Source organism: Teichococcus aerophilus, assembly GCF_014490485.1.
In the GTDB taxonomy this organism is placed as follows: domain Bacteria; phylum Pseudomonadota; class Alphaproteobacteria; order Acetobacterales; family Acetobacteraceae; genus Pseudoroseomonas; species Pseudoroseomonas aerophila.
In genome coordinates this window covers 11,092-30,823 of the sequence record NZ_JACTVA010000057.1, presented here as the reverse complement: position 1 = coordinate 30,823, position 19,732 = coordinate 11,092, and the positions used below count along the sequence as shown (strand labels likewise).

The 19,732-nt window shown below is 69.6% G+C and carries 18 protein-coding genes and 2 tRNA genes; 17 read left to right on the top strand and 3 right to left on the bottom strand.

Annotated elements, in window-relative coordinates; translation table 11 throughout:
* The 11 genes from IBL26_RS21830 to IBL26_RS21780 form a co-directional block, all read left to right on the top strand.
* Window positions 1–366 (top strand): SPOR domain-containing protein (locus tag IBL26_RS21830; protein WP_241749674.1); only part of this gene is annotated, 366 nt, incomplete at its 5' end.
* Window positions 367–368: 2 nt separating this feature from the next.
* On the top strand, window positions 369–1,373 hold the full coding sequence (gene nagZ / locus IBL26_RS21825; RefSeq protein WP_187786628.1) for a beta-N-acetylhexosaminidase: 1,005 nt from the start codon (window positions 369–371) through the stop codon (window positions 1,371–1,373).
* A complete protein-coding gene (locus IBL26_RS21820; RefSeq protein ID WP_187786627.1) occupies window positions 1,370–2,071 on the top strand; it encodes a site-2 protease family protein in 702 nt (233 codons plus the stop codon). The genes nagZ and IBL26_RS21820 overlap by 4 nt, the downstream gene beginning before the upstream one ends.
* On the top strand, window positions 2,068–2,841 hold the full coding sequence (locus IBL26_RS21815) for a segregation and condensation protein A (RefSeq protein WP_187786626.1): 774 nt from the start codon (window positions 2,068–2,070) through the stop codon (window positions 2,839–2,841). Before IBL26_RS21820 ends, IBL26_RS21815 begins: the two co-directional genes overlap by 4 nt.
* Complete coding sequence (scpB, locus tag IBL26_RS21810; RefSeq protein ID WP_241749673.1) at window positions 2,828–3,436, top strand: SMC-Scp complex subunit ScpB; 609 nt, start codon at window positions 2,828–2,830, stop codon at window positions 3,434–3,436. Before IBL26_RS21815 ends, scpB begins: the two co-directional genes overlap by 14 nt.
* A gap of 208 nt (window positions 3,437–3,644) precedes the next feature.
* Window positions 3,645–4,220, top strand: a complete 576-nt coding sequence (tatB, locus tag IBL26_RS21805; RefSeq protein WP_187786625.1) for a Sec-independent protein translocase protein TatB — start codon at window positions 3,645–3,647, stop codon at window positions 4,218–4,220.
* A gap of 52 nt (window positions 4,221–4,272) precedes the next feature.
* A complete protein-coding gene (gene tatC / locus IBL26_RS21800; protein WP_187786634.1) occupies window positions 4,273–5,028 on the top strand; it encodes a twin-arginine translocase subunit TatC in 756 nt (251 codons plus the stop codon).
* A 9-nt stretch (window positions 5,029–5,037) separates the two neighbouring features.
* Complete coding sequence (gene serS, locus IBL26_RS21795; RefSeq protein WP_187786624.1) at window positions 5,038–6,306, top strand: serine--tRNA ligase; 1,269 nt, start codon at window positions 5,038–5,040, stop codon at window positions 6,304–6,306.
* 65 nt (window positions 6,307–6,371) lie between these two features.
* Window positions 6,372–6,448, top strand: a tRNA-Pro gene (locus IBL26_RS21790).
* A gap of 24 nt (window positions 6,449–6,472) precedes the next feature.
* Entirely contained in the window at window positions 6,473–6,796 is a 324-nt protein-coding gene (locus IBL26_RS21785) for an NADH dehydrogenase ubiquinone Fe-S protein 4 (RefSeq protein WP_187786623.1), read from the top strand.
* Between the two features lie 24 nt (window positions 6,797–6,820).
* Window positions 6,821–6,897, top strand: a tRNA-Arg gene (locus tag IBL26_RS21780).
* On the opposite strand, the gene IBL26_RS21775 is transcribed toward IBL26_RS21780, so the two are convergent.
* Both IBL26_RS21775 and IBL26_RS21770 read right to left on the bottom strand, forming a co-directional pair.
* Window positions 6,885–7,646, bottom strand: coding sequence for an endonuclease/exonuclease/phosphatase family protein (locus IBL26_RS21775; RefSeq protein WP_187786622.1), 762 nt, complete (start codon window positions 7,644–7,646; stop codon window positions 6,885–6,887). The two genes, IBL26_RS21780 and IBL26_RS21775, sit on opposite strands and share 13 nt — an antisense overlap.
* Entirely contained in the window at window positions 7,643–9,868 is a 2,226-nt protein-coding gene (locus IBL26_RS21770; protein WP_241749672.1) for a VTT domain-containing protein, read from the bottom strand. The genes IBL26_RS21775 and IBL26_RS21770 overlap by 4 nt, the downstream gene beginning before the upstream one ends.
* Before the next feature lie 130 nt (window positions 9,869–9,998).
* On the opposite strand from IBL26_RS21770, the gene trpS reads away from it, so the two are divergent.
* Window positions 9,999–11,000, top strand: a complete 1,002-nt coding sequence (trpS, locus tag IBL26_RS21765; RefSeq protein ID WP_187786621.1) for a tryptophan--tRNA ligase — start codon at window positions 9,999–10,001, stop codon at window positions 10,998–11,000.
* A 78-nt stretch (window positions 11,001–11,078) separates the two neighbouring features.
* Here the strand turns inward: trpS and IBL26_RS21760 are convergent, their stop codons facing one another.
* A complete protein-coding gene (locus tag IBL26_RS21760; protein ID WP_187786620.1) occupies window positions 11,079–12,224 on the bottom strand; it encodes a bifunctional 2-C-methyl-D-erythritol 4-phosphate cytidylyltransferase/2-C-methyl-D-erythritol 2,4-cyclodiphosphate synthase in 1,146 nt (381 codons plus the stop codon).
* Window positions 12,225–12,326: 102 nt separating this feature from the next.
* Between IBL26_RS21760 and dusB the strand changes: the two genes are divergently transcribed.
* Genes dusB through ntrX form a run of 5 tightly spaced genes read left to right on the top strand, consistent with a single transcriptional unit; the run spans window position 12,327 to window position 19,709 of the window.
* Complete coding sequence (gene dusB / locus IBL26_RS21755; RefSeq protein WP_187786619.1) at window positions 12,327–13,442, top strand: tRNA dihydrouridine synthase DusB; 1,116 nt, start codon at window positions 12,327–12,329, stop codon at window positions 13,440–13,442.
* On the top strand, window positions 13,439–14,575 hold the full coding sequence (locus IBL26_RS21750; protein WP_187786618.1) for a two-component system sensor histidine kinase NtrB: 1,137 nt from the start codon (window positions 13,439–13,441) through the stop codon (window positions 14,573–14,575). The genes dusB and IBL26_RS21750 overlap by 4 nt, the downstream gene beginning before the upstream one ends.
* Window positions 14,572–16,014, top strand: a complete 1,443-nt coding sequence (gene ntrC / locus IBL26_RS21745; RefSeq protein WP_187786617.1) for a nitrogen regulation protein NR(I) — start codon at window positions 14,572–14,574, stop codon at window positions 16,012–16,014. Before IBL26_RS21750 ends, ntrC begins: the two co-directional genes overlap by 4 nt.
* A gap of 7 nt (window positions 16,015–16,021) precedes the next feature.
* Window positions 16,022–18,319: a sensor histidine kinase NtrY-like gene (locus IBL26_RS21740; protein WP_187786616.1), complete on the top strand. Its 2,298-nt coding sequence runs from the start codon at window positions 16,022–16,024 to the stop codon at window positions 18,317–18,319.
* Window positions 18,309–19,709, top strand: a complete 1,401-nt coding sequence (gene ntrX, locus IBL26_RS21735; protein ID WP_187786615.1) for a nitrogen assimilation response regulator NtrX — start codon at window positions 18,309–18,311, stop codon at window positions 19,707–19,709. Before IBL26_RS21740 ends, ntrX begins: the two co-directional genes overlap by 11 nt.
* Window positions 19,710–19,732: the final 23 nt, after the last annotated feature.

Here is a 19,732-nt window from a genome sequence, read left to right as displayed (position 1 = left end):
CCAATGACCGCCCCGCAATTGGCCGCGCCCCAGGCGCCGGCGATGCCCGCGCCGGTGGCTCCCACAACGCCAGCGCCCGTGGCGCCCGCAGTGGCGCCGCCGCAGCGCGTGGCCGCCGGCGGTGCCGTCGTCGTGCAGCTTGGCGCGCTCGATTCGGAAGCCGGCGCCCGCACCGAGTGGGACCGCCTGGCCCGCCGCGCGCCCGAGCTGCTGCATGGCCGCTCGCCGCAGATCATCCGCTTCGAGCGGCAGGACAAGCCGACCATGTGGCGCCTGCGGACCGGCGGCTTCTCGGCCGAGGCGGCACGCGAATTCTGCGACGGCATCCGGGGCAAGGGTGGCGCCTGCGCCGTTATCGGCGGCTGAGGATGAGCCGCGCCCGCGCCGCGATCGTCGGCCTCTCCGGCCCCGTGCTGCTGGCCGAGGAGGCGGCGCTGTTCCGCCGCCAGCGCCCGGCCGGGGCCATCCTGTTCGCCCGCAACGTGCAGAACCCGGCCCAACTGGCCGCGCTGACCGCGGCGATCCGGGAGGAGCTGGGGGAGGCGGCGCCGATCCTGGTGGACCAGGAAGGCGGACGCGTCGCCCGGCTGAAGCCGCCGCACTGGCCGGCCTTCCCACCGGCCGCTGTGTTCGAGCACCGTAACGTCGCCGCCGCCGAGGCCAATGCCACGCTGCTGGCGATGGAATGCGTCGCCGCCGGGCTGGATGTCGTCTGCGCCCCGGTGCTGGACCTGCGCCTGCCCGGCGCGCACGCCGTGGTGGGCGACCGAGGCTTCTCGGCCGAGCCGGCGGAAGTCGCCCGGCTGGCGGAGGGCTGGGTGAGGGGGCTGCAATCCGGCGGCGCCATCCCCGTGCTGAAGCACATGCCCGGCCATGGCCGCGCCATGGTGGACAGCCATTTGGAACTGCCGCGCGTCAGCGCGGACCGGGCCGCCCTGGCCGCTGATTTCGCGCCCTTCGCCGCCCTTTCCCGCTCCGGCGCCTGGGCGATGACGGCGCACCTGCTCTACACCGCGCTGGATGAGGCGCTGCCGGCCACGCTCTCCCCCCGCATCATCGCCGGGATCATCCGCAGCGAGATCGGGTTCGATGGCGTGTTGGTCTCCGACGACCTGGATATGAAGGCGCTCTCCGGCACGCCGGGCGAGCTGGTGGCCGCGGCGCTGGCGGCGGGTTGCGACCTGGCGCTGCAATGCTCCGGCGTGCTGGCCGAGACCGCCTCGGCCCTGGAAGGCGCCACGCCGCTGACGGAGCGGGCCGAGGCGCGCATGCAGGCCGCCCGGGCGGCGCGCGACGGCGCCAGCCGTGGCGTCTCCCCCGACCCGATCGCCCTGGCCGCGCGCCGCGATGACCTGTTGCGGGTCTCCGCGTGATCGAGTGGCTGCCTGAGCTTCTCATCGCCATCGCGGCCACGGTGATCGCCATCACCTTGCACGAGGCCGCGCATGGTTACGCCGCGCTGGCGCTGGGCGACGACACCGCCAAGCAGGCCGGCCGGCTCAGCCTCAACCCGCTACGGCATGTGGACAAGGTTGGCACCATCATCGTGCCCGGCGTGCTGCTGATCACGCAGCTGCTGACCATCGAGCGGGTGGAAGCCATGTTCGGTTGGGCCAAACCGGTGCCGGTGGCCTTCTGGCGGCTGCGCAACCCACGCTTCGGCATGGTGCTGGTGGCTGCCGCCGGGCCGGCGATGAACTTCGTCCTCGCCTGGATTGCCGCCCTGCTGGCGCATCCGGTGCAGGCGATGGCGGGCGAGATCTCGCAGGAGATGCTGGCCTACTTCATCCGCTTCATCGCCCTCTCCATCATGGCCAACCTGCTGTTGGGGCTGTTCAACCTGCTGCCGATTCCGCCGCTGGATGGCGGGCGCATCATGGTTGGCCTGCTGCCGCGCCCGCTGGCGATGCAGCTGGCGAAGGTGGAGCGCTACGGCCTGCTGGTGGTGATGCTGCTGATCCTGATCATCCCGCGCGTGGCACCGGATTACGATGTCATCCGCTGGCTGTCCGGCTTCGTCATGGGGCCGGCCTTCACCTTCGTGCTCTGGCTCGCCGGCCACCCGGTATGAAGGCCCAGACCGTGAACGACACGGCCCTGCATCTGAGCCTGGAAGGCTTCGAGGGGCCGCTGGACCTGCTGCTGGACCTGGCGCGGGCGCAAAAGGTGGATATCGCCAAGATCTCCATCCTGGCCCTGGTGGACCAGTATCTCTCGGTGATCGAGGGCGCGCGGCGTGTGCGGCTGGAGCTGGCGGCGGACTGGCTGGTGATGGCCGCGTGGCTCGCCTGGCTGAAATCCCGCCTCCTGCTGCCGGAAGACCCGCAACAGGAAGAGGACGCCGAGGCTCTGGCCGGCCAGCTGGCCGAGCGGCTGGCGGAACTGGAGCGCATGCGCGCCGCCGTGCAGTGGCTCAGCCGCCAGCCCCAGCTAGGCCATGAGGTGTTCGAGCGCGGCCGGCCCGAAAGCTTCACCGTGACCGACCGCTCCGGCCTCGCGACCGAGTTGCCGCCGCTGCTGCGCGGCTATGTGGATGCCCTGCGCCGCGCCGCCGCCAAGCGGCCTTACCGCCCGAAGCAGCGCAAGCTGTGGACGGTGCAGGACGCGCTGGAACGGCTGGCACGGCTGATCGGCGGGCTACCCGACTGGGGCGATTTGCGGCAATTCATGCCGGAACAGGTATTGGACCCGGTGGAACGCCGCGCCGCCCTGGCCAGCACGCTGGTGGCCGGGCTGGAGATGGCCAAGGGCGGCGGGGTGGAGTTGCGGCAGGAAGCCGCCTTCGGCCCCATCCTGCTCCGCCAGAAGACAGGGAAGGAGAGCCGGCATGCAGCCGCCTGAACCCCAGGATACCCAGGACGACATCCGCGTGGAGACGGCGCCGCGCCCTGGCGAGGCGCCGGTCGAGCACGCCCTGCGGCTGGCCGAGGCGCTGATCTTCGCCGCCGACCGCCCGGTGCCGCTGGAGCGCCTGCAACAATTCCTGCCCGCAGGCCTGCGCGCCGAGGCCGTGTTGACGCTGCTGAAGGCCCGCTATGCCGGGCGAGGGGTGGAACTGGCCGAGGTCGGCGGCGGCTACGCCTTCCGTACCGCACCGGACCTGGCGCCGGTGCTGACCAAGGTGGTCGATGCCCCCCGCCGGCTGCCCCGCGCGGCGATGGAGGCCCTGGCGATCGTCGCCTACCACCAGCCGGTGACGCGGACGGAGATCGAGGAAATTCGTGGCGCCAGCCTCTCGCAGGCCACGCTGGAGGCGTTGCTGGAGCATGGGCTGATCGCGCCACGCGGCCGCAAGGAAGTGCCGGGCCGGCCGGTCCTGTGGGGTACCACGCCGCGCTTCCTGGACCAGTTCGGCCTGCGGGCCTTGACCGACCTGCCCCGGCGGGAGGAATTGCTGGCCGGGGAATCGACGCCGGGCCTGGTTCAGGCCGCGTGAGGCTCCGCCGCGTATCAATCGCCCGGCGTTTCATGGCGAAGCGTTTCATTGCGTCGGCTGGACGGGATTTCACGCCCGGTGCGATGCGGCCGGCGGCCAACGGCCCTAAATAGGGAATGTCCGGGAATCCGAGGCCGGCTGCCCGATTGGCGATGCCTCCGGTTCCTGCTAACGGAAGTGACCCCCGGTTCTGGGGAGTGGGAAGCATATGTTCGATCTTGCCTGGTCCGAGCTCGCCCTGATCGCCGTCGTGGCGGTCGTGGTTATCGGCCCGAAGGACCTTCCGGATGCCATCCGCAAGGTGGCTCAGGGCGTGAAGAAGCTGCGCGGCATGGCCGCGGAGTTCCAGACCCATGCCGATGAGCTGGTACGCGAGGCCAAGCTGGACGATGTCCGGCAGCAGATCCAGGAGATCCGCAGCTTCGACCTGAAGGGGACGATCGAGCGCGCCGTCGACAATGACGGTGAGATTCGCAAGACCTTCAACGACAACCCGTTGCAGGACGCCTGGAAGCCGACGCCGGAAGGCGGCCAGACCATCACCGAGGCGCCGCCCGCCGTGGGCACCGTGGCACCCGCCGTGACCGAGACGGCCGCCGCCGCCGACGCACCCGCCTTCATCCCGCCGACGGTGGCCGCCTTCGCCTCCGACGCCGCGCGGCATGACCCCATCACCGTCACCCAGCCCGTGGAGCCAGAGCGGCCCGCGATGATTCCGCCGCAGGCCGACAGCGCTCCGGCGCCGGAGAAGCCTGTGACCCCGCCCGCAACTCCGAGCGTCTGAGTATCAATCCGTGGCCCGCGAAGAAGTAGAAGATCAGATCGACGACAAGCCGATGCCGCTGATCGAGCATCTGCTCGAACTGCGCACCCGCCTGTTGTGGTCGCTTGGCGCCTTCATCATCGCCTTTGCGGTCTGCTATTATTTCTCCACCCAGATCTACGGCTTCCTCGCCCGGCCGTTGGCGGACATTCTGCAGCACCAAGCGGGCGGCGAGCGGCGGATGATCTTCACCGCGCTGTACGAAGCCTTCTTCACCTACCTGAAGGTGGCGTTCTTCGGCGCGGTCTTCGTCAGCTTCCCGGTCTGGGCGACGCAGCTGTGGCTGTTCATCGCGCCGGGCCTGTATCGCAGCGAGAAGAAGGCCATCTGGCCCTTCCTCGTCGCGTCCCCGGTGCTGTTCATCCTGGGCGCGGCGCTGGCCTACTACTTCATCTTCCCACTCGCCTGGAAGTTCTTCATCTCGTTCGAGACGCCGCCGGGCACCGGTGCGCTGCCGGTGCAGTTGGAAGCCAAGGTCAGCGAGTATCTCAGCCTGGTCATGCACATGATCCTGGCCTTTGGTGCCGCCTTCCAGCTGCCTGTGGCGTTGACGCTGATGGCCAAGGTCGGCATCGTCTCGGCCGCCGGGCTGAAGAAGGGGCGGCGCTATGCCATCGTCGGCATGTTCGTCGTCGCCGCCGTCATCACGCCGCCGGACATCATCAGCCAGGTCGGCCTCGCCGTGCCGCTGATCCTTCTCTACGAAATCTCGATCCTGGCCGCTGGCTGGGTGTCGCCGAAGCGCGACGACGAAGACGACAAGAATTGAGCCTGAGCCATGCATGATATCCGCATCGTCCGCGCCGATCCCGCGGCGTTCGACGCCGCCATGGCCCGCCGTGCCCTGCCGCCCTCCGCCGAGACCATCCTGGCGCAGGACGCAACGCGGCGGACGGCGCAGACCGCGTTGCAGGAGCTGCAATCCCGCCGCAACCAGGTCTCCAAGGAGATCGGCATGGCCAAGCGCCAGGGCGGCGATACCGCTGCCCTGGAAGCCGAGGGCACCGCGCTGCGCGAGCGGATGGAGGCCCTGGAGGCCGAGGCCAAGGCCGCCGACGCCGCCCAGACCGCGTTGCTGGAAACCCTGCCGAACCTGCTGGACGACGACGTGCCGGACGGCCGCGACGAGTCCGACAACGTGGTGGTCCACCAGCATGGCAACCCGCCAAACCTACCCTTCACACCGAAGCAGCATTTCGAGATCGGCGAGGCCCTCGGCCAGATGGATTTCGCCGGCGCCGCCAAGCTCTCTGGCGCCCGGTTCACGGTGCTGAAAGGTCAACTGGCGCGGCTGGAGCGGGCGCTGGGCCAGTACATGCTGTCCCTGCATGTGGATGAGCACGGCTTCACCGAGACCTCCGTCCCGCTGCTGGTCAACGATGCCACCATGTATGGCACCGGCCAGCTGCCGAAGTTCAAGGAAGACCTGTTCCACACCGATGACGGCCGCTGGCTGATCCCGACCGCCGAGGTGCCGCTGACCAACCTCGCGGCCGGCGAGATCCTGGCCGAGGACGCGCTGCCGCTGCGTTATTCGGCGTTGTCCTACTGCTTCCGTTCGGAAGCCGGCAGCGCCGGGCGGGATACGCGCGGCATGCTGCGCCAGCACCAGTTCGCCAAGGTGGAGATGGTCGCTATCACCGTGCCCGAGGCATCGAGCGCCGAGCACGAGCGCATGACGCAGTGCGCCGAGCGGGTGCTGACGGAGCTTGGCCTCGTCTGGCGCCGCGTGTTGCTGTGCGCGGGCGATACCGGTTTTTCCTCCACCAAGACCTATGACCTCGAGGTCTGGCTACCGGGGCAGGCGGCGTGGCGGGAGATCTCCTCCTGCTCCAACTGCCGGGACTTCCAGGCGCGCCGCATGTCCGCCCGCTATCGGCCGAAGGAGGCCAAGGGCACTGCCTTCCTGCACACGCTCAACGGCTCCGGCGTCGCTGTCGGCCGCGCGTTGATCGCGGTGCTGGAGACGCACCAGCAGGAGGACGGCCGCGTGGCCATTCCCGAGGTGCTGAAGCCGTGGATGGGCGGTCTCAGCCATATCGGCTGAGGCACGCTGACGATGCAGACAGGGCGTTGCTTTGCGGAGCGATCGCCCATAGTTTGCACCGCAGTCGGGGCGTGGCGCAGCCTGGTAGCGCATTTGGTTTGGGACCAAAGGGCCGGAGGTTCGAATCCTCTCGCCCCGACCACCGCAACGATCAGGACTGTCCTTCATGAGCCGCGACGTCGCCATCGCCCGTATCCACTGCCCGCCGCGTTCGGCCATGCAGTCCGGCAAGGCCAAGACGCAGAGCTGGACCCTGGAATTCGCCCCCTCCGAGGCCCGCAGGCTGGACCCGCTGACCGGCTGGTACGGCTCGGGCGACACACGCGCCCAGCTGCGCATCAGCTTCTCGACGCGCGAGGCCGCCGAGGCCTATGCCCGCGCCAACGGCCTGGAGTTTGAGGTGGAGGAGCCGCCCAAGGCTATGGACATCAAGCCCAAGGTCTACGCCGAGAATTTCCGCTACGGCCGCTCGGAAAACTGGACGCACTGAGAGGCGCCCAACGCCGAGCCTTCCGCGTCCTTAGCTCAACTGGATAGAGCAACCGGCTTCTACCCGGTTGGTTGGGGGTTCAAGTCCCTCAGGGCGCGCCAGCTTCCACGATGCCGGTCGGAACCAGCTCCTCGGTCCTGGCATCCGGCTCCCCGACGTCTGTCCTCATCTCCGGCATATGCAGTTCCGCCACCACCGGCAGGTGGTCGGAAGCGCCCCTGCCGTCAGGGTCGCGCCAGCTATCGCCCAGCAGGCGGGCAGGGCGGCAGTAGATGCGGTCCAGCTTCAACACGGGGAAGCGGGCAGGGAAGGTGCGCTGTTGCGTCCCGGCCCAATCCTGCCCCGCCAGCACGCGGCGCACGGGGCCACGCCAAATCCACTCGTTGAAATCGCCCAGAACCACCAACGGCCCTTCCAGCCGGCGGATCAGCGCGGCCAGCCGTAGCGCCTGTTGCTGCCGCTCCCGCGTCCGCAGCCCCAGATGCGTGGAGACGACATGCAGCGCGCCCGAAGGCGTGGCGATGGTGGCCTCGATCGCCACGCGAGGCTCCCGCCCGGGGTGGGAGAGGTCGTGCAACGCGCTGTGCTGGATCGGCCAGCGGCTGAGCAGCATGTGGCCATAGGCGCCGTCATCGGCCTTGATGGTACGGGCGGGGGTGGAATGGTCCGACAGCGCGCCGAGCAGGGAGAAGCCGCAATGCTCCGTCCCGCGCCCGCGGCTTTCCACTTCCTGCACCGCCAGGATGTCCGGGGCCTGGCGGCGGATCAGCGCGGTGACCCGCCGCATGTCGCACACCCCGTCCGTCCCGATGCCGCCATGAATGTTCCAGGTCATGGCCCGCAGGATCATGCAGACGCTTCCTGCTTGCGCGCCATGCGGCGGCGGAACCACTTGATCAACGTCTGCAGGCCGAAGGACAGCCCGCCCCAGGCGATCAGCACGACGACGAAGCCGATGACGTCGTTCAGTGACGGGTCGGTCAAGATGCGCAGCAGCCGGTCCCCCAGCGCCGTCATCAGCACCAGGCCGGGCGCCAGGCCCAGCGCGGTGCCCACCATGTAGTCCAGCAGCGGGATGCGGATGGCGCCCGCCACCAGGTTCACCAGCGTGAACGGCGCCACCGGCATCAGCCGCACCAGCGTGACCGCCATGATGCCGTTGCGGGCGATGCCGCGGCTGACCTTGTTGATGCGTGGACCAATGATCTTGCGCAGCACCCCCGGCCCCATGCGGCGGCCGACGAGGTAGGTGACGAAGGCACTGACCATGGCGCCGACGCCCGCATACATCAGCCCCGGCCACAAGCCGAACGCCGCCGCCGTGGCGACGATCAGCACGTTCACTGGGAAGGCGATCAGCCCCAGCGTCATGAACAGCCCCAGCGCCAGCAGCGGCCCCCAGGCACCGCCGGCCTGCATGGAGTCGCTGAAGGCCTGCGGGTTCATCAGCTCGGAGAGCGGCGTGTAGCGCCAGGCCACGCCCAGGATGGCGATGGGCGCCGCCACCAGCGCGATGCGCAGCCACAGGGCCATGCCGCCGCTGGTGCCTTCCTCCTCGCCGAAATCGGCCAGCATGGTGCTGGGGCCGATCGGCCGGCGGGGGTCCGCCACGGCTTCCACCTGCGGCATGCCCTCGCCCTCGGCCAGTTCGCCGTCGGCGATCGGCAGCAGCCGGCGGCCGCGCGCGCGCAGCGTATCCAGCGCGGTGAAGATGGAGCCCTTGGCGATGGCGGCCGTCACCTGCGCCGGCGGCACGCCCAGATGCTCGGCCAGCATACGGTCCCGCACCTGGCGGATGGCGGCGCGGGTGGTCTCGTCCACCCCTTCCACCACCAGGTCGCATTCGGTGTCGGTGCCCATGGAGCGATTGCAGAGATTGGCGCTGCCGATGCGCAGCATCCGGTCATCGACGATCATGACCTTGGCGTGGACCATGACGTCGGCCTTCTGCTGGCCGCGCGCGTCGCCCACCTGCGGGAACATCAGCCTTACCCGGTCCGCCACGCTCTGCTGCCGCAGCAGCATCATGAAGCGGATGCGCCCGGCCAGCATGGTCCGGTGCTCCAGCCATGTGTGATGGGTGCGGGGGCCGAGCAGAACCACCTGCAGCTCTGGCTTCTCCCGCATCCTCGCCGCCAGCAGGCTCGCGAGGTGCAGGTTGGTGTAGAATTGGTTCTCGGCATAGATCACGCGCTCGGCGCTGCTGATCATATCCTCGAACAGGTGCTCGACCTCGCGCACCTCCGGCACGCCTTCCAGCGGCGGCTGGGTGCGGGCGACGCCGATCTTCACGTCGCGGAAATCGGGCGTCACGCTGGCCGGCCACAGGTCCGGCGCGCCGTCCGGCACCGGCTCGCGCGGCGGAATGTCCTCGCAGGCGGAGCGGGACCAGCGGATGCGGAACAAATCGGCCACGGCGCCGGCGGCTTCCCCGTCCACCACCATCTGTACGTCGTGGAAGGGCGGGTAAGGCTCCTCCTTCGGGTCCAGCCGGTGCGGGTCGTGCAGGCGGTGGGCCGGCGTGTCCCAACGGCGGATCGTCAGGTCCAGCCCGCCACTGAAGGCCAGCCGGTCGTCGATGATGACGATCTTCTGGTGGTGGGAGGCACCGAGCGGCACCTCGTCATCCAGGCACAGTTCGACGCGGGCGGGGGTGTTCCAGTGCAGGCTGAGCGCCGGCAGCAACTCCCGCTCCAGCGCGTAGAGCACCGAGTAGTCCCACAGCAGCAGCTTGATGCGCAGGTCCGGCCGGCGTTCCGCCAGGGCGCCAAGGAAGGGGCCGAGCAGGGCGGGAAGGCCGTCCTTCGCCTCGCCGGAGGGGCCAACCAGCGGTGCGCGGCTGTCGATATCCCAGCCGGCGATCAGGATGCTGGTCTCCGCCTTCAGCATGCTCTCCCGCAAGGCGCCGAAATACGGCGCGGCGTCGGCGAGCACCGCGGCCCTGGCAGCGGGTTCGACCCGCCAGACGTTGTGGCCGGGGCGCAGCACGGTGCCGCCGGCGCCGCCAGAGGCAGCGGCGGCGCGGTCTTCCGGCAGGCGGGACGTCGGGGGGAGGACGGATTGCATGGTCATGGTGCAACGCGGTCCCCTTGGAAAAGTCACGCACCGCGCCGGGAAAAATGCTCCGGTTCCGGCTCCGCCGCTTGACGAGCGCCGCCCGGGTGCGGGATCACCCCCGGTCTTGGCGCGAAAGGTGATGGCAATGCAGCGCGTTTTCTCCGGGATCCAGCCTTCCGGCATCCCGACCCTGGGCAATTATCTGGGCGCCATCCGCAACTGGGTGCCGATGATGGCGGACCACGATTGCATCTATTGCGTCGTCGACCTGCACGCCATCACCCAGCCCTTCGACCCCAAGACGCTCGCGACCCAGACGCGGGAGATGGCGGCGGCGCTGATCGCCTGCGGGGTGGACCCTGACCGCTGCACCCTGTTCGTGCAGAGCCACGTGCATGCCCATACGCGCCTGGCCTGGATCTTCAACTGCGTCGCCCGCATCGGCTGGCTGAACCGCATGACCCAGTTCAAGGACAAGGCGGGCAAGGACCGGGAGAATGCCGGGGCCGGGCTGTACGTCTACCCGAACCTGATGGCCGCCGACATCCACGCCTACCACGCCACCCGCGTGCCGGTGGGCGAGGACCAGAAGCAGCACCTGGAACTGGCGAACGACATTGGCGAGAAGTTCAACCACGACTACGGCGTGGATTTCTTCCCGCATATCGAGCCGATGATCCAGGGCGTGGCCGCGCGGGTGATGTCCCTGCGCGACGGCACTAAGAAGATGTCGAAATCCGACCCGTCGGACCAGTCGCGCATCAACCTGACCGATGATTCGGACACCGTCGCGCTGAAGATCCGCCGCGCGAAGACGGATGCGGAGCCGCTGCCGAGCGAGATGGCCGGGCTGGACGCCCGCCCGGAGGCCCGCAACCTGGTGGGCATGCTGGCCGCCATCACCGGCCAGGCGCCGGCCGACGTGCTGCGGGAGCATGCGGGGCAGGGCTTCGGCACCTTCAAGAACACGCTGGCGGATGCGCTGGTGGCGCATCTTTCGCCGATCCAGTCGGAGATGCAGCGCCTGCTGGCCGACCCGGCCGCGGTGGACGCGGCACTGCGCAAGGGTGCCGACCGTGCCGCCGCCATCGCCGAGCCGATCGTGACCAAGGCCGAGGAACTGGTGGGCTTCCTGCCCCGCCGCTGACACGGCACGCTCCCCTGCCGAGAGCAGGGGAGCACCGCCGGCCTGGTGGCGCAGGCGCTGCCCTGCTGACGGGGTACCTCAGGCTGGCAGCAGCAACGTCGCCGCCGCCTGCGCCGCGATGCCTTCGCCCCGTCCGGTAAAGCCCAGCCGCTCCGTGGTGGTAGCCTTCACCGAGACGCGGGCGACCGGGATGCTCATTAGCTCCGCCAGCCGGGCCCGCATCGCATCCGCATGCGGGCCGATCTTCGGCCGCTCGCAGATCAGCGTGACGTCGGCATGGGTGATGATGCCGCCGCGCGCCGCCACACGGCCGGCGGCGTGGCGCAGGAAGCGGGCACTGTCCGCGTCCTTCCATTCGGCCTCGCTGGGCGGAAAGTGGCGGCCGATATCGCCCTCGGCCAGTGCGCCGTAGATGGCGTCGCACAGAGCGTGCAGCCCGACATCGGCATCCGAGTGGCCGTCCAGCCCCTTGTCGTGCGGGATGGTCAGGCCGCACAGGATCAGCGGGCGGCCTTCCACCAGGCGGTGCACGTCGAAGCCGGTGCCCATGGCGGGCAGAAAGCGCGGCAGCAACGCCGCCTCGGTGCGGGCCAGATCCTCAGGGTAGGTCACTTTCAGGTTGTTCTCCGATCCGGGCAGCAGGGCCACCGTCAGGCCCGCTTCCTCCAGCAGTGAGGCGTCGTCCGTGGCTTCATCCGTCGCGGCGCGGTGGGCATCCAGCAGGGCCGCGAATCGGAAGGCCTGCGGCGTCTGGGCGCGGTACAGGCCGGCGCGCGGCACGGTGCGCAGGATGGTACCATCCTGGCCCGCCTTCAGCGTATCCGTCACCGGCTGGGCGGGAATGGCGCCCGGGTGGGCCTCCAGCGCGGCCAGCAGGGCAGGGATGCAGCCCGGCGGCAGGATGGGGCGGGCGGCATCATGCACCAGCACGGCGTCCGGTGCCTGTTCCGCCAGGGCTTCCAGCCCGGCGCGCACGCTCTCCTGCCTCGATGCGCCGCCTTCGACGGCGGGCAGGCAGGGCAGTCCCTCCAGCATCGCCAGCACGCGCGCGGCCTGGCCGGGCGCCACGACGGGCAGCAGCGCCTCGACGGCGCCATCGGCCAGCAGCGCCTCGGCGGCATGGCGCAGGATAGGGCGCCCCAGCAGGGGCAGGAATTGCTTCGGCTCGGCGGCACCGAAGCGTGAACCGCTTCCGGCCGCCATCAACAGGGCGATGACGCGCATGGTGCGAACCTATCCGTCACCCGCAATGCTGACCAGAGCCGCCCGACTCTTGGGCGGTTGAGCATGGACGCGGGGCGCGGCACGCCTTAGATTGCCCAAATCATGAGCATCGCCACCTCTCACGACACCGCCGCCCTCTCTCCCGCGGCCGAGGCCGTTGCGCCTCCGCGCCTGCGCCCCATCAAGGTGGGGCCGCTGACGATCGACGCGCCGGTGATCCTGGCGCCGATGTCGGGGGTCAGCGACCTGCCATACCGGCGCCTGTGCCGGGAGCTGAACGCGCCGATGGTGGTGAGCGAGATGATCGCCAGTCAGGCGATGGTGCGGGAGAACCGCACGACCCTGAAGATGGCCGAGGTGGATGGCTTCGGCGGCCCCGCCAGCGTGCAGCTGGCCGGATGCGACCCGGCCGTGATGGCCGAGGCGGCGAAGCTGGCGGCCGACCGCGGCGCCGCCATCATCGACATCAATTTCGGCTGCCCGGTAAAGAAGGTGGCCATCGGCCAGCAGGCCGGCAGCGCGCTGATGCGCGACGAGATCGGCGCCGCCCGCATCCTGGAAGCGGTGGTGAAGGCGGTGTCCGTGCCCGTCACGCTGAAGATGCGGATGGGCTGGGACCACAGCAGCCTGAACGCGCCGAAGCTGTCGCAGATCGCCGAGAGCTGCGGCATCCAGATGATCACGGTGCATGGCCGCACCCGGCAGATGCTCTACACCGGCACCGCCGACTGGGCCTTCGTGGCCAAGGTGAAGGCCGCCATCAAGCTGCCCGTCATCGTCAATGGCGACATCCTGGTGCCGGAGCACGCGGCCGAGGCGCTGCGCCAGTCCGGCGCGGATGGCGTCATGATCGGGCGCGGCTGCTATGGCCGCCCCTGGGTGCTGGCCCAGGTGGCCGAGTACCTGACCACCGGCCGGCTGCTGCCGGAACCGGACCTCGCCACCCATTACGACATCCTGCTGCGCCACTACGAGTCGATGCTGGAGCATCACGGGCCGACCACGGGCGTGCGGCTCGCCCGCAAGCATGTCGCCTGGTACTCCAAGGGCCTGCCGGGTTCGGCCGAGTTCCGCGTGCGGGTAAACCACGCGGATACGCGGGAGGCCACGCTGGCGGTCATGAACGAGTTCTACCGCCCGCTGATCGAGCAGGGCGTGACCGTGGTGCGGGATGCCTATTCCGCTGCCGGACGCGAAGAGGATGCGATGGCGGCATGAACATCTTCACCCGTCGCAAGCCGCAGCCGCCGGAATCCGGCCTGCCGGACAGCATCGCGGTCATCTCCGCCCTGCCGGTGCCGGTGGTGGTGCTGGATGCCCAGAACCGCTTCCGCTCCGCCAACCCGGCCGCCGAGCAGTTCTTCCAGCTCTCCTTCGGCTCCCTGGCGCATATCGGGCTGGAGGAGCTGGTACCGCCCGACAGCCGGCTGTTCGCCCTGGTGGACCAGGTGCGCAACCAGGATGCCCCCGTTTCCGACCACGACCTGACGCTGGACAGCCCCCGGCTGCACCGCACCGGCGTCGCCGCCCATGGCGCACCGCTGCCGGAGATGCCGGGCGCGGTGGTGCTGACGCTGCAGGATGGCAGCAAGGCGCAGAAGCTGGACCGGCAGCTGAACTTCCGGGGCGCGGCACGCGGTGCCTCCGCCATGGCGCAGATGCTGGCGCACGAGGTGAAGAACCCGCTCTCCGGCATCCGTGGCGCCGCCCAGTTGCTGGAGCAGAATGCCAGCGAGGATGACCGCGAGCTGTGCGTCCTGATCCAGGACGAGGCCGACCGCATCCGCGACCTCGTCGAACGGATGGAGATGTTCTCCGACCGCCCGATCGAGCAGGGCGTGGTGAACATCCACGAGGTGCTGGACCATGTCCGGCGCATCGCCAGCCGCGGCTTCGCCAGCCACCTGCGGATCATCGAAGATTATGACCCTTCGCTGCCGTCCGTCTGGGGCAACCGGGACTTCCTCATCCAGATCATGCTCAACCTGGTGAAGAACGCCGCTGAGGCGGTGGACCCCCAGGGGGGCGAGATCCAACTCTCCACCGCCTATCACCACGGCGTTCGCATCGCCATTCCGGGCTCCCGGGAACGCGTGCACCTGCCGCTGCAGGTCAGCGTGCGGGATAACGGCCCCGGCATCGACGAGGACGTGCGCGCCACGCTGTGGGAACCCTTCGTCACCACCAAGCGGGGCGGGCAGGGGCTCGGCCTCGCCATGGTCGCCAAGCTGGTGGCGGACCAGGGGGCCCTCATCGAATGCGACAGCCGTTCCGGGCGCACCATCTTCCGCCTGTCCCTTCCCATGCCGCCGGCTGACCTGCCCGCCTCGCCCGAGACCCGCTCCGAATGACCGACAGCAGCCGTACCATCCTCATCGCCGACGACGACCGGGCCATCCGGACCGTGTTGTCCCAGGCCCTGGGGCGCGCGGGCTACACCGTGCGTGCGACCTCCTCGGCCTCCACGCTGTGGCGTTGGGTGGAGGAGGGGATCGGCGACCTCGTCATCACCGACGTCATCATGCCGGACGAGAACGGGCTGGACCTGGTGCCGCGCATCAAGCGCGTGCGGCCGGAGATGCGCGTGGTGGTGATGTCCGCCCAGTCCACCTTCATGACGGCGGTGAAGGCGGCCCAGCGCGGCGCCTTCGAATACCTGCCGAAGCCCTTCGATCTGAAAGAATTGCTGGCCGTCGTCGCCCGCGCGCTGACCGCGCCGGCCGCCCCCCAGCCGGAATCGGACGAAGGCGAGGGCGAGCGCCTGCCGCTGGTCGGCCGCAGTGCCGCGATGCAGGAAATCTACCGCACCGTCGCCCGGCTCACGACCACCGACCTGACGGTGATGATCACCGGCGAGAGCGGCACCGGCAAGGAACTGGTCTCCCGCGCGCTGCACGATTACGGCCGCCGCCGCACCGGTCCCTTCGTCGCCATCAACATGGCCGCCATCCCGCGCGAGTTGATCGAGAGCGAGCTGTTCGGCCATGAGCGCGGCGCCTTCACCGGCGCCCTGGCGCGCGGCGTCGGGCGGTTCGAGCAGGCCGCCGGCGGCACGCTGTTCCTGGACGAGATCGGCGACATGCCGCCGGAAGCGCAGACCCGGCTGCTGCGCGTGCTGCAGGAGGGTGAGTTCACCACCGTCGGTGGCCGCAACCCGATCAAGGCCAATGTCCGCATCGTCGCCGCGACGCACCGCGACCTGCGGCAGGCGATCCGCCAGGGCATGTTCCGCGAGGATCTGTTCTACCGCCTGAACGTGGTGCCCATCCGCCTGCCGCCGCTGCGCGAGCGGTCCGAGGACATTCCGCTGCTGGCGAAGCACTTCCTGGATCGCGCCAAGGCCTCTGGCCTGCCCGGCAAGCAACTGGACCAGGAGGCGGTGGACCGCCTGCGCCAGCACGCCTGGCCCGGCAATGCGCGTGAGCTGGAGAACCTGATGCGTCGCCTGGCCGCCCTGTACCCGCAGGAAGTCATCGGCGCCGATGCCGTCAACAACGAGCTGGCCGAGGCCGCGCCCGTGGCCGACCCGGAGATGCGGACGCCGGAGACGCTGGAGCAGGCGGTGGAGCGCCATCTGACCACCTTCGTCGCCGCCCAGAAGGACGGCCTGCCGGTGCGGGACCTGTATGAGCGCGTGCTGGCCGAGGTGGAGCGGCCGCTGCTGCGCCTGGCCCTGGCCGCGACGCGCGGCAACCAGATCAAGGCGGCCGCCATGCTCGGGCTGAACCGCAACACCCTCCGGAAGAAGATCCGCGAACTGGATCTGCCGGTGGTGCGCGGGCTGTCGTGATCCGCGCATGACACGCCTTCCCGGCGCCCGGCCGCAACGCGTCGGCCGGCGGTTGGCCGACTTCCTGCTGGGCCGCTTCGTCACCCTGGTCCTGGCCGTCGGTGCCCTGCTGATGGGCATCGGCACCTTCACCCTGCTTTCCAACGGCAGCCCGTTCGGGCCGACCAAGCCAGGGCAGGTAGTGGCCATGGTGCTGGTCAACGCCCTGTTCCTGCTGCTGCTGCTCGGCTCCGTCATCGGCCGGCTGGTGCGGGTGTGGGCGGAGCGGCGGCGCGGCTCGGCCGGCTCCCGCCTGCATGTGCGGCTGGTGCTGCTGTTCAGCGTCACCGCCGTGCTGCCGGCGCTGCTGGTGGCCATCTTCGCCGCGGTGTTCTTCAACCTGGGCATCCAGTCCTGGTTCAGCGACCGGGTACGCAGCACGCTGGAGGCCAGCCTCGTCGCCTCCCGCGCCTATCTGGACGAGCATCGGAACAACATCCGCGCGGATGCGCTGGCAATGGCAGCCGATCTGAACCGCAGTTCCACGCTGCTGATCGACAACCAGTATGCCTTCGCACGCATCCTAGCCACGCACACGGCGTTGCGCGGCCTGACGGAATCCATCGTCTTCGACCCCATCTCCAACCAGGTGGTGGCCCATGCCGGCCTGACGACGACGACGGTGCTGGAGCCGCTGCCCGCCTGGGCGATGGAACAGACCCGCCAGGGCGACGTCGCCGTGCTGCCGGGGGAGACGGAGGAAGGCCGCGTGCGGGCGCTGGTCGCGCTGGATATTCAGCCTGGTCTGATGTTGTTGATCGGCCGACCGGTGGATCCCGGCGTTATCGAGCACATGCAGACCACGGAACTCGCCTTCCAGGAATATGACCAGCTCGACCGCAACCGATCCGGCCTGCAGGTCACCTTCGCGCTGATCTTCGCCATCGCGGCGCTGCTGGTCCTGCTGGCAGCGGTCTCCATCGGCCTCGTCATCGCCAACCAGATCGCCCGCCCGCTCTCCCGCCTCATCGTCGCGGCGGACCGGGTGCGGGGCGGCGACCTGACGGTGCGGGTGACGGAAGGGGTGGCGGATGACGAGATCAGCGGCTTATCCCGCGCCTTCAACCGCATGACCAACCAGCTGGCGGCCCAACGCAGTGAGCTGATGGAAGCCTACCGGCAGATCGACGAACGGCGCCGCTTTACCGAGACGGTGCTCTCCGGCGTCTCCGCGGGCGTGATGGGGCTGGACGCGGATGGGCGCATCAACCTGCCCAACCGCAGCGCCAGCGAGTTGCTGGAGCGGGACCTGACCGCCGACCTCGGCACCCGTCTGGCCGACGTGGTGCCGGAATTCGCCCCGCTGCTGGCCCAGGCCATGGCGGCGCCCGAGCGCAGCCGCATCGCCGAGATCCGCATCGGCCCGCCGGATTCCCGCCGCACGCTGCTGGCGCAGATCGGCGCCGAGACGCAGCGCGGCCAGGTGGTCGGCTACGTCCTGACCTTCGACGACATCACCGAGCTGCTCTCCGCCCAGCGGAAGGCGGCGTGGTCGGACGTCGCGCGGCGCATCGCGCACGAGATCAAGAACCCGCTGACGCCGATCCAGCTTTCGGCGGAGCGGCTGAAGCGGCGCTATCTGAAGCAGATCACTAACGACCCCGAGACCTTCGTGGCCTGCACCGACACCATCGTGCGGCAGGTGGAGGATATCGGCCGGATGGTCGACGAGTTCTCCGCCTTCGCCCGCATGCCGCAGCCGGTGATCCGCCCGGAAGATCCCGCCCAGGTGGCGCGGGAGGCACTGATCCTGCACCAGAACGCGCATCACGACATTGTTTTCTCTACCTCCATTCCGGAGGCGTCGCCCCGTATCCGCTGCGACCGGCGGCTGATGGGGCAGGCGTTGACCAACCTGTTGGCCAACGCCGCCGATGCCGTGCATGCGCGCCAGCAGGCCGAACAGGCCGAGACGGGCGTTATGAATCCAGGCCATATCCGCATCCTCGTCGAACCGGGCGAGGAATGGCTGGCCATTGCCGTCGAGGATGACGGCACTGGCCTGCCGCAGGGCGAGGAGCGTGAACGGTTGACCGAGCCCTATGTCACGCACAAGCCGAAGGGAACCGGCCTTGGTCTTGCCATCGTCAAGAAGATCATGGAGGACCACGGCGGCCGGATCGTGTTGACGGACCGGCGCTCGGCGGATGGTGAAACGCCCCAGGGCACGCGCGCGGCCCTGATGTTCCCACTGAAGAGTGCCAGCCCGGACGCCGGTGCCGACACGGCCAATAAGACAACGGAGGTGCAGCAGCATGGCGCATGAGGTCCTGATCGTCGATGACGAGCCGGATATCCGCGCGCTGATCGAAGGCATCCTCTCCGATGAGGGCTACGAGACACGCGGCGCGCAAAATTCCGACACCGCCCTGGCGGCCTTCCGGGCCCGGCGCCCGAGCCTGGTGATCCTGGATATCTGGCTACAGAATTCCCGGCTGGACGGCCTTGGCATCCTGGAAGCGATGCAGCGGGAGGAGCCGCAGGTTCCGGTGGTGATGATCTCCGGCCACGGGACCATCGAGACGGCGGTGCAGGCCATCCAGCACGGCGCCTACGACTTCATCGAGAAGCCCTTCAAGTCCGACCGGCTGATCCTGATCGTCGAGCGGGCGCTGGAAGCGGCGCGGCTGAAGCGTGAGGTCAGCGAATTACGGTTGCGGGCGGGGGCGGAGACCGAGCTGCTCGGCAATTCCCCGCCGATCAGCCAGTTGCGTAACGCCATCGAGCGTGTGGCGCCCACCGGCAGCCGCGTGCTGATCTCCGGCCCCGCCGGCGTCGGCAAGGAAGTGGCAGCGCGGATGATCCACGCCCGCTCTCGCCGCTCCGGCGAGCCCTTCGTCGCGCTGAACTGCGCCACGCTGAACCCGGGCCGGTTCGAGGAAGAGCTGTTCGGCGTGGAGGCCGGGGCGGATGGCGCCGGCGGCGGCCGACGCGCCGGCGTGCTGGAGCGTGCCCATGGCGGCACGCTGCTGCTGGACGAAGTGGCGGACATGCCGCTGGAGACCCAGGGCAAAATTGTCCGCGCCTTGCAGGAGCAGGGGTTCGAGCGTGTCGGCGGTGCCACCCGCGTCAAGGTCGATGTCCGTGTCATCGCCACCACCAACCGGGACCTGACCGCCGAGATCACTGCCGGGCGCTTCCGCGAGGATCTGTTCTATCGCCTGGCCGTGGTGCCGCTGCGCGTGCCCTCCCTGCGGGAGCGGCGGGAGGACGTGCCGGTGCTGGCCCGCCACTTCATGGCCCGCTCCGCCGAGACATCTGGCGTGCCGGCGCGCGAATTGTCGGAAGACGTGCTGGCGGCGATGCAGGCCTATGACTGGCCGGGCAATGTGCGGCAGCTGCGCAACCTGGTGGACTGGCTGCTGATCATGGCGCCGGGTGGCGCGGGCGAGGCCATCCGCCCGGAGATGCTACCGCCCGAGGTGGGCTCCGCCGCCCCCGCCGCGCTGAAGCTGGATCGCTCCAGCGAGATCATGACCTTGCCGCTGCGCGATGCGCGGGAGTTGTTCGAGAAGCAGTACCTGGAAGCCCAGCTGCTGCGCTTCGGCGGCAATATCAGCCGCACCGCCAACTTCGTCGGCATGGAGCGCAGCGCGCTGCACCGGAAGCTGAAATTCCTGGGCGTGCAGGCCGAGGACCGCAGCGCGGCGGTATGAGGCGCGGCACCGGGCCAGCGGGC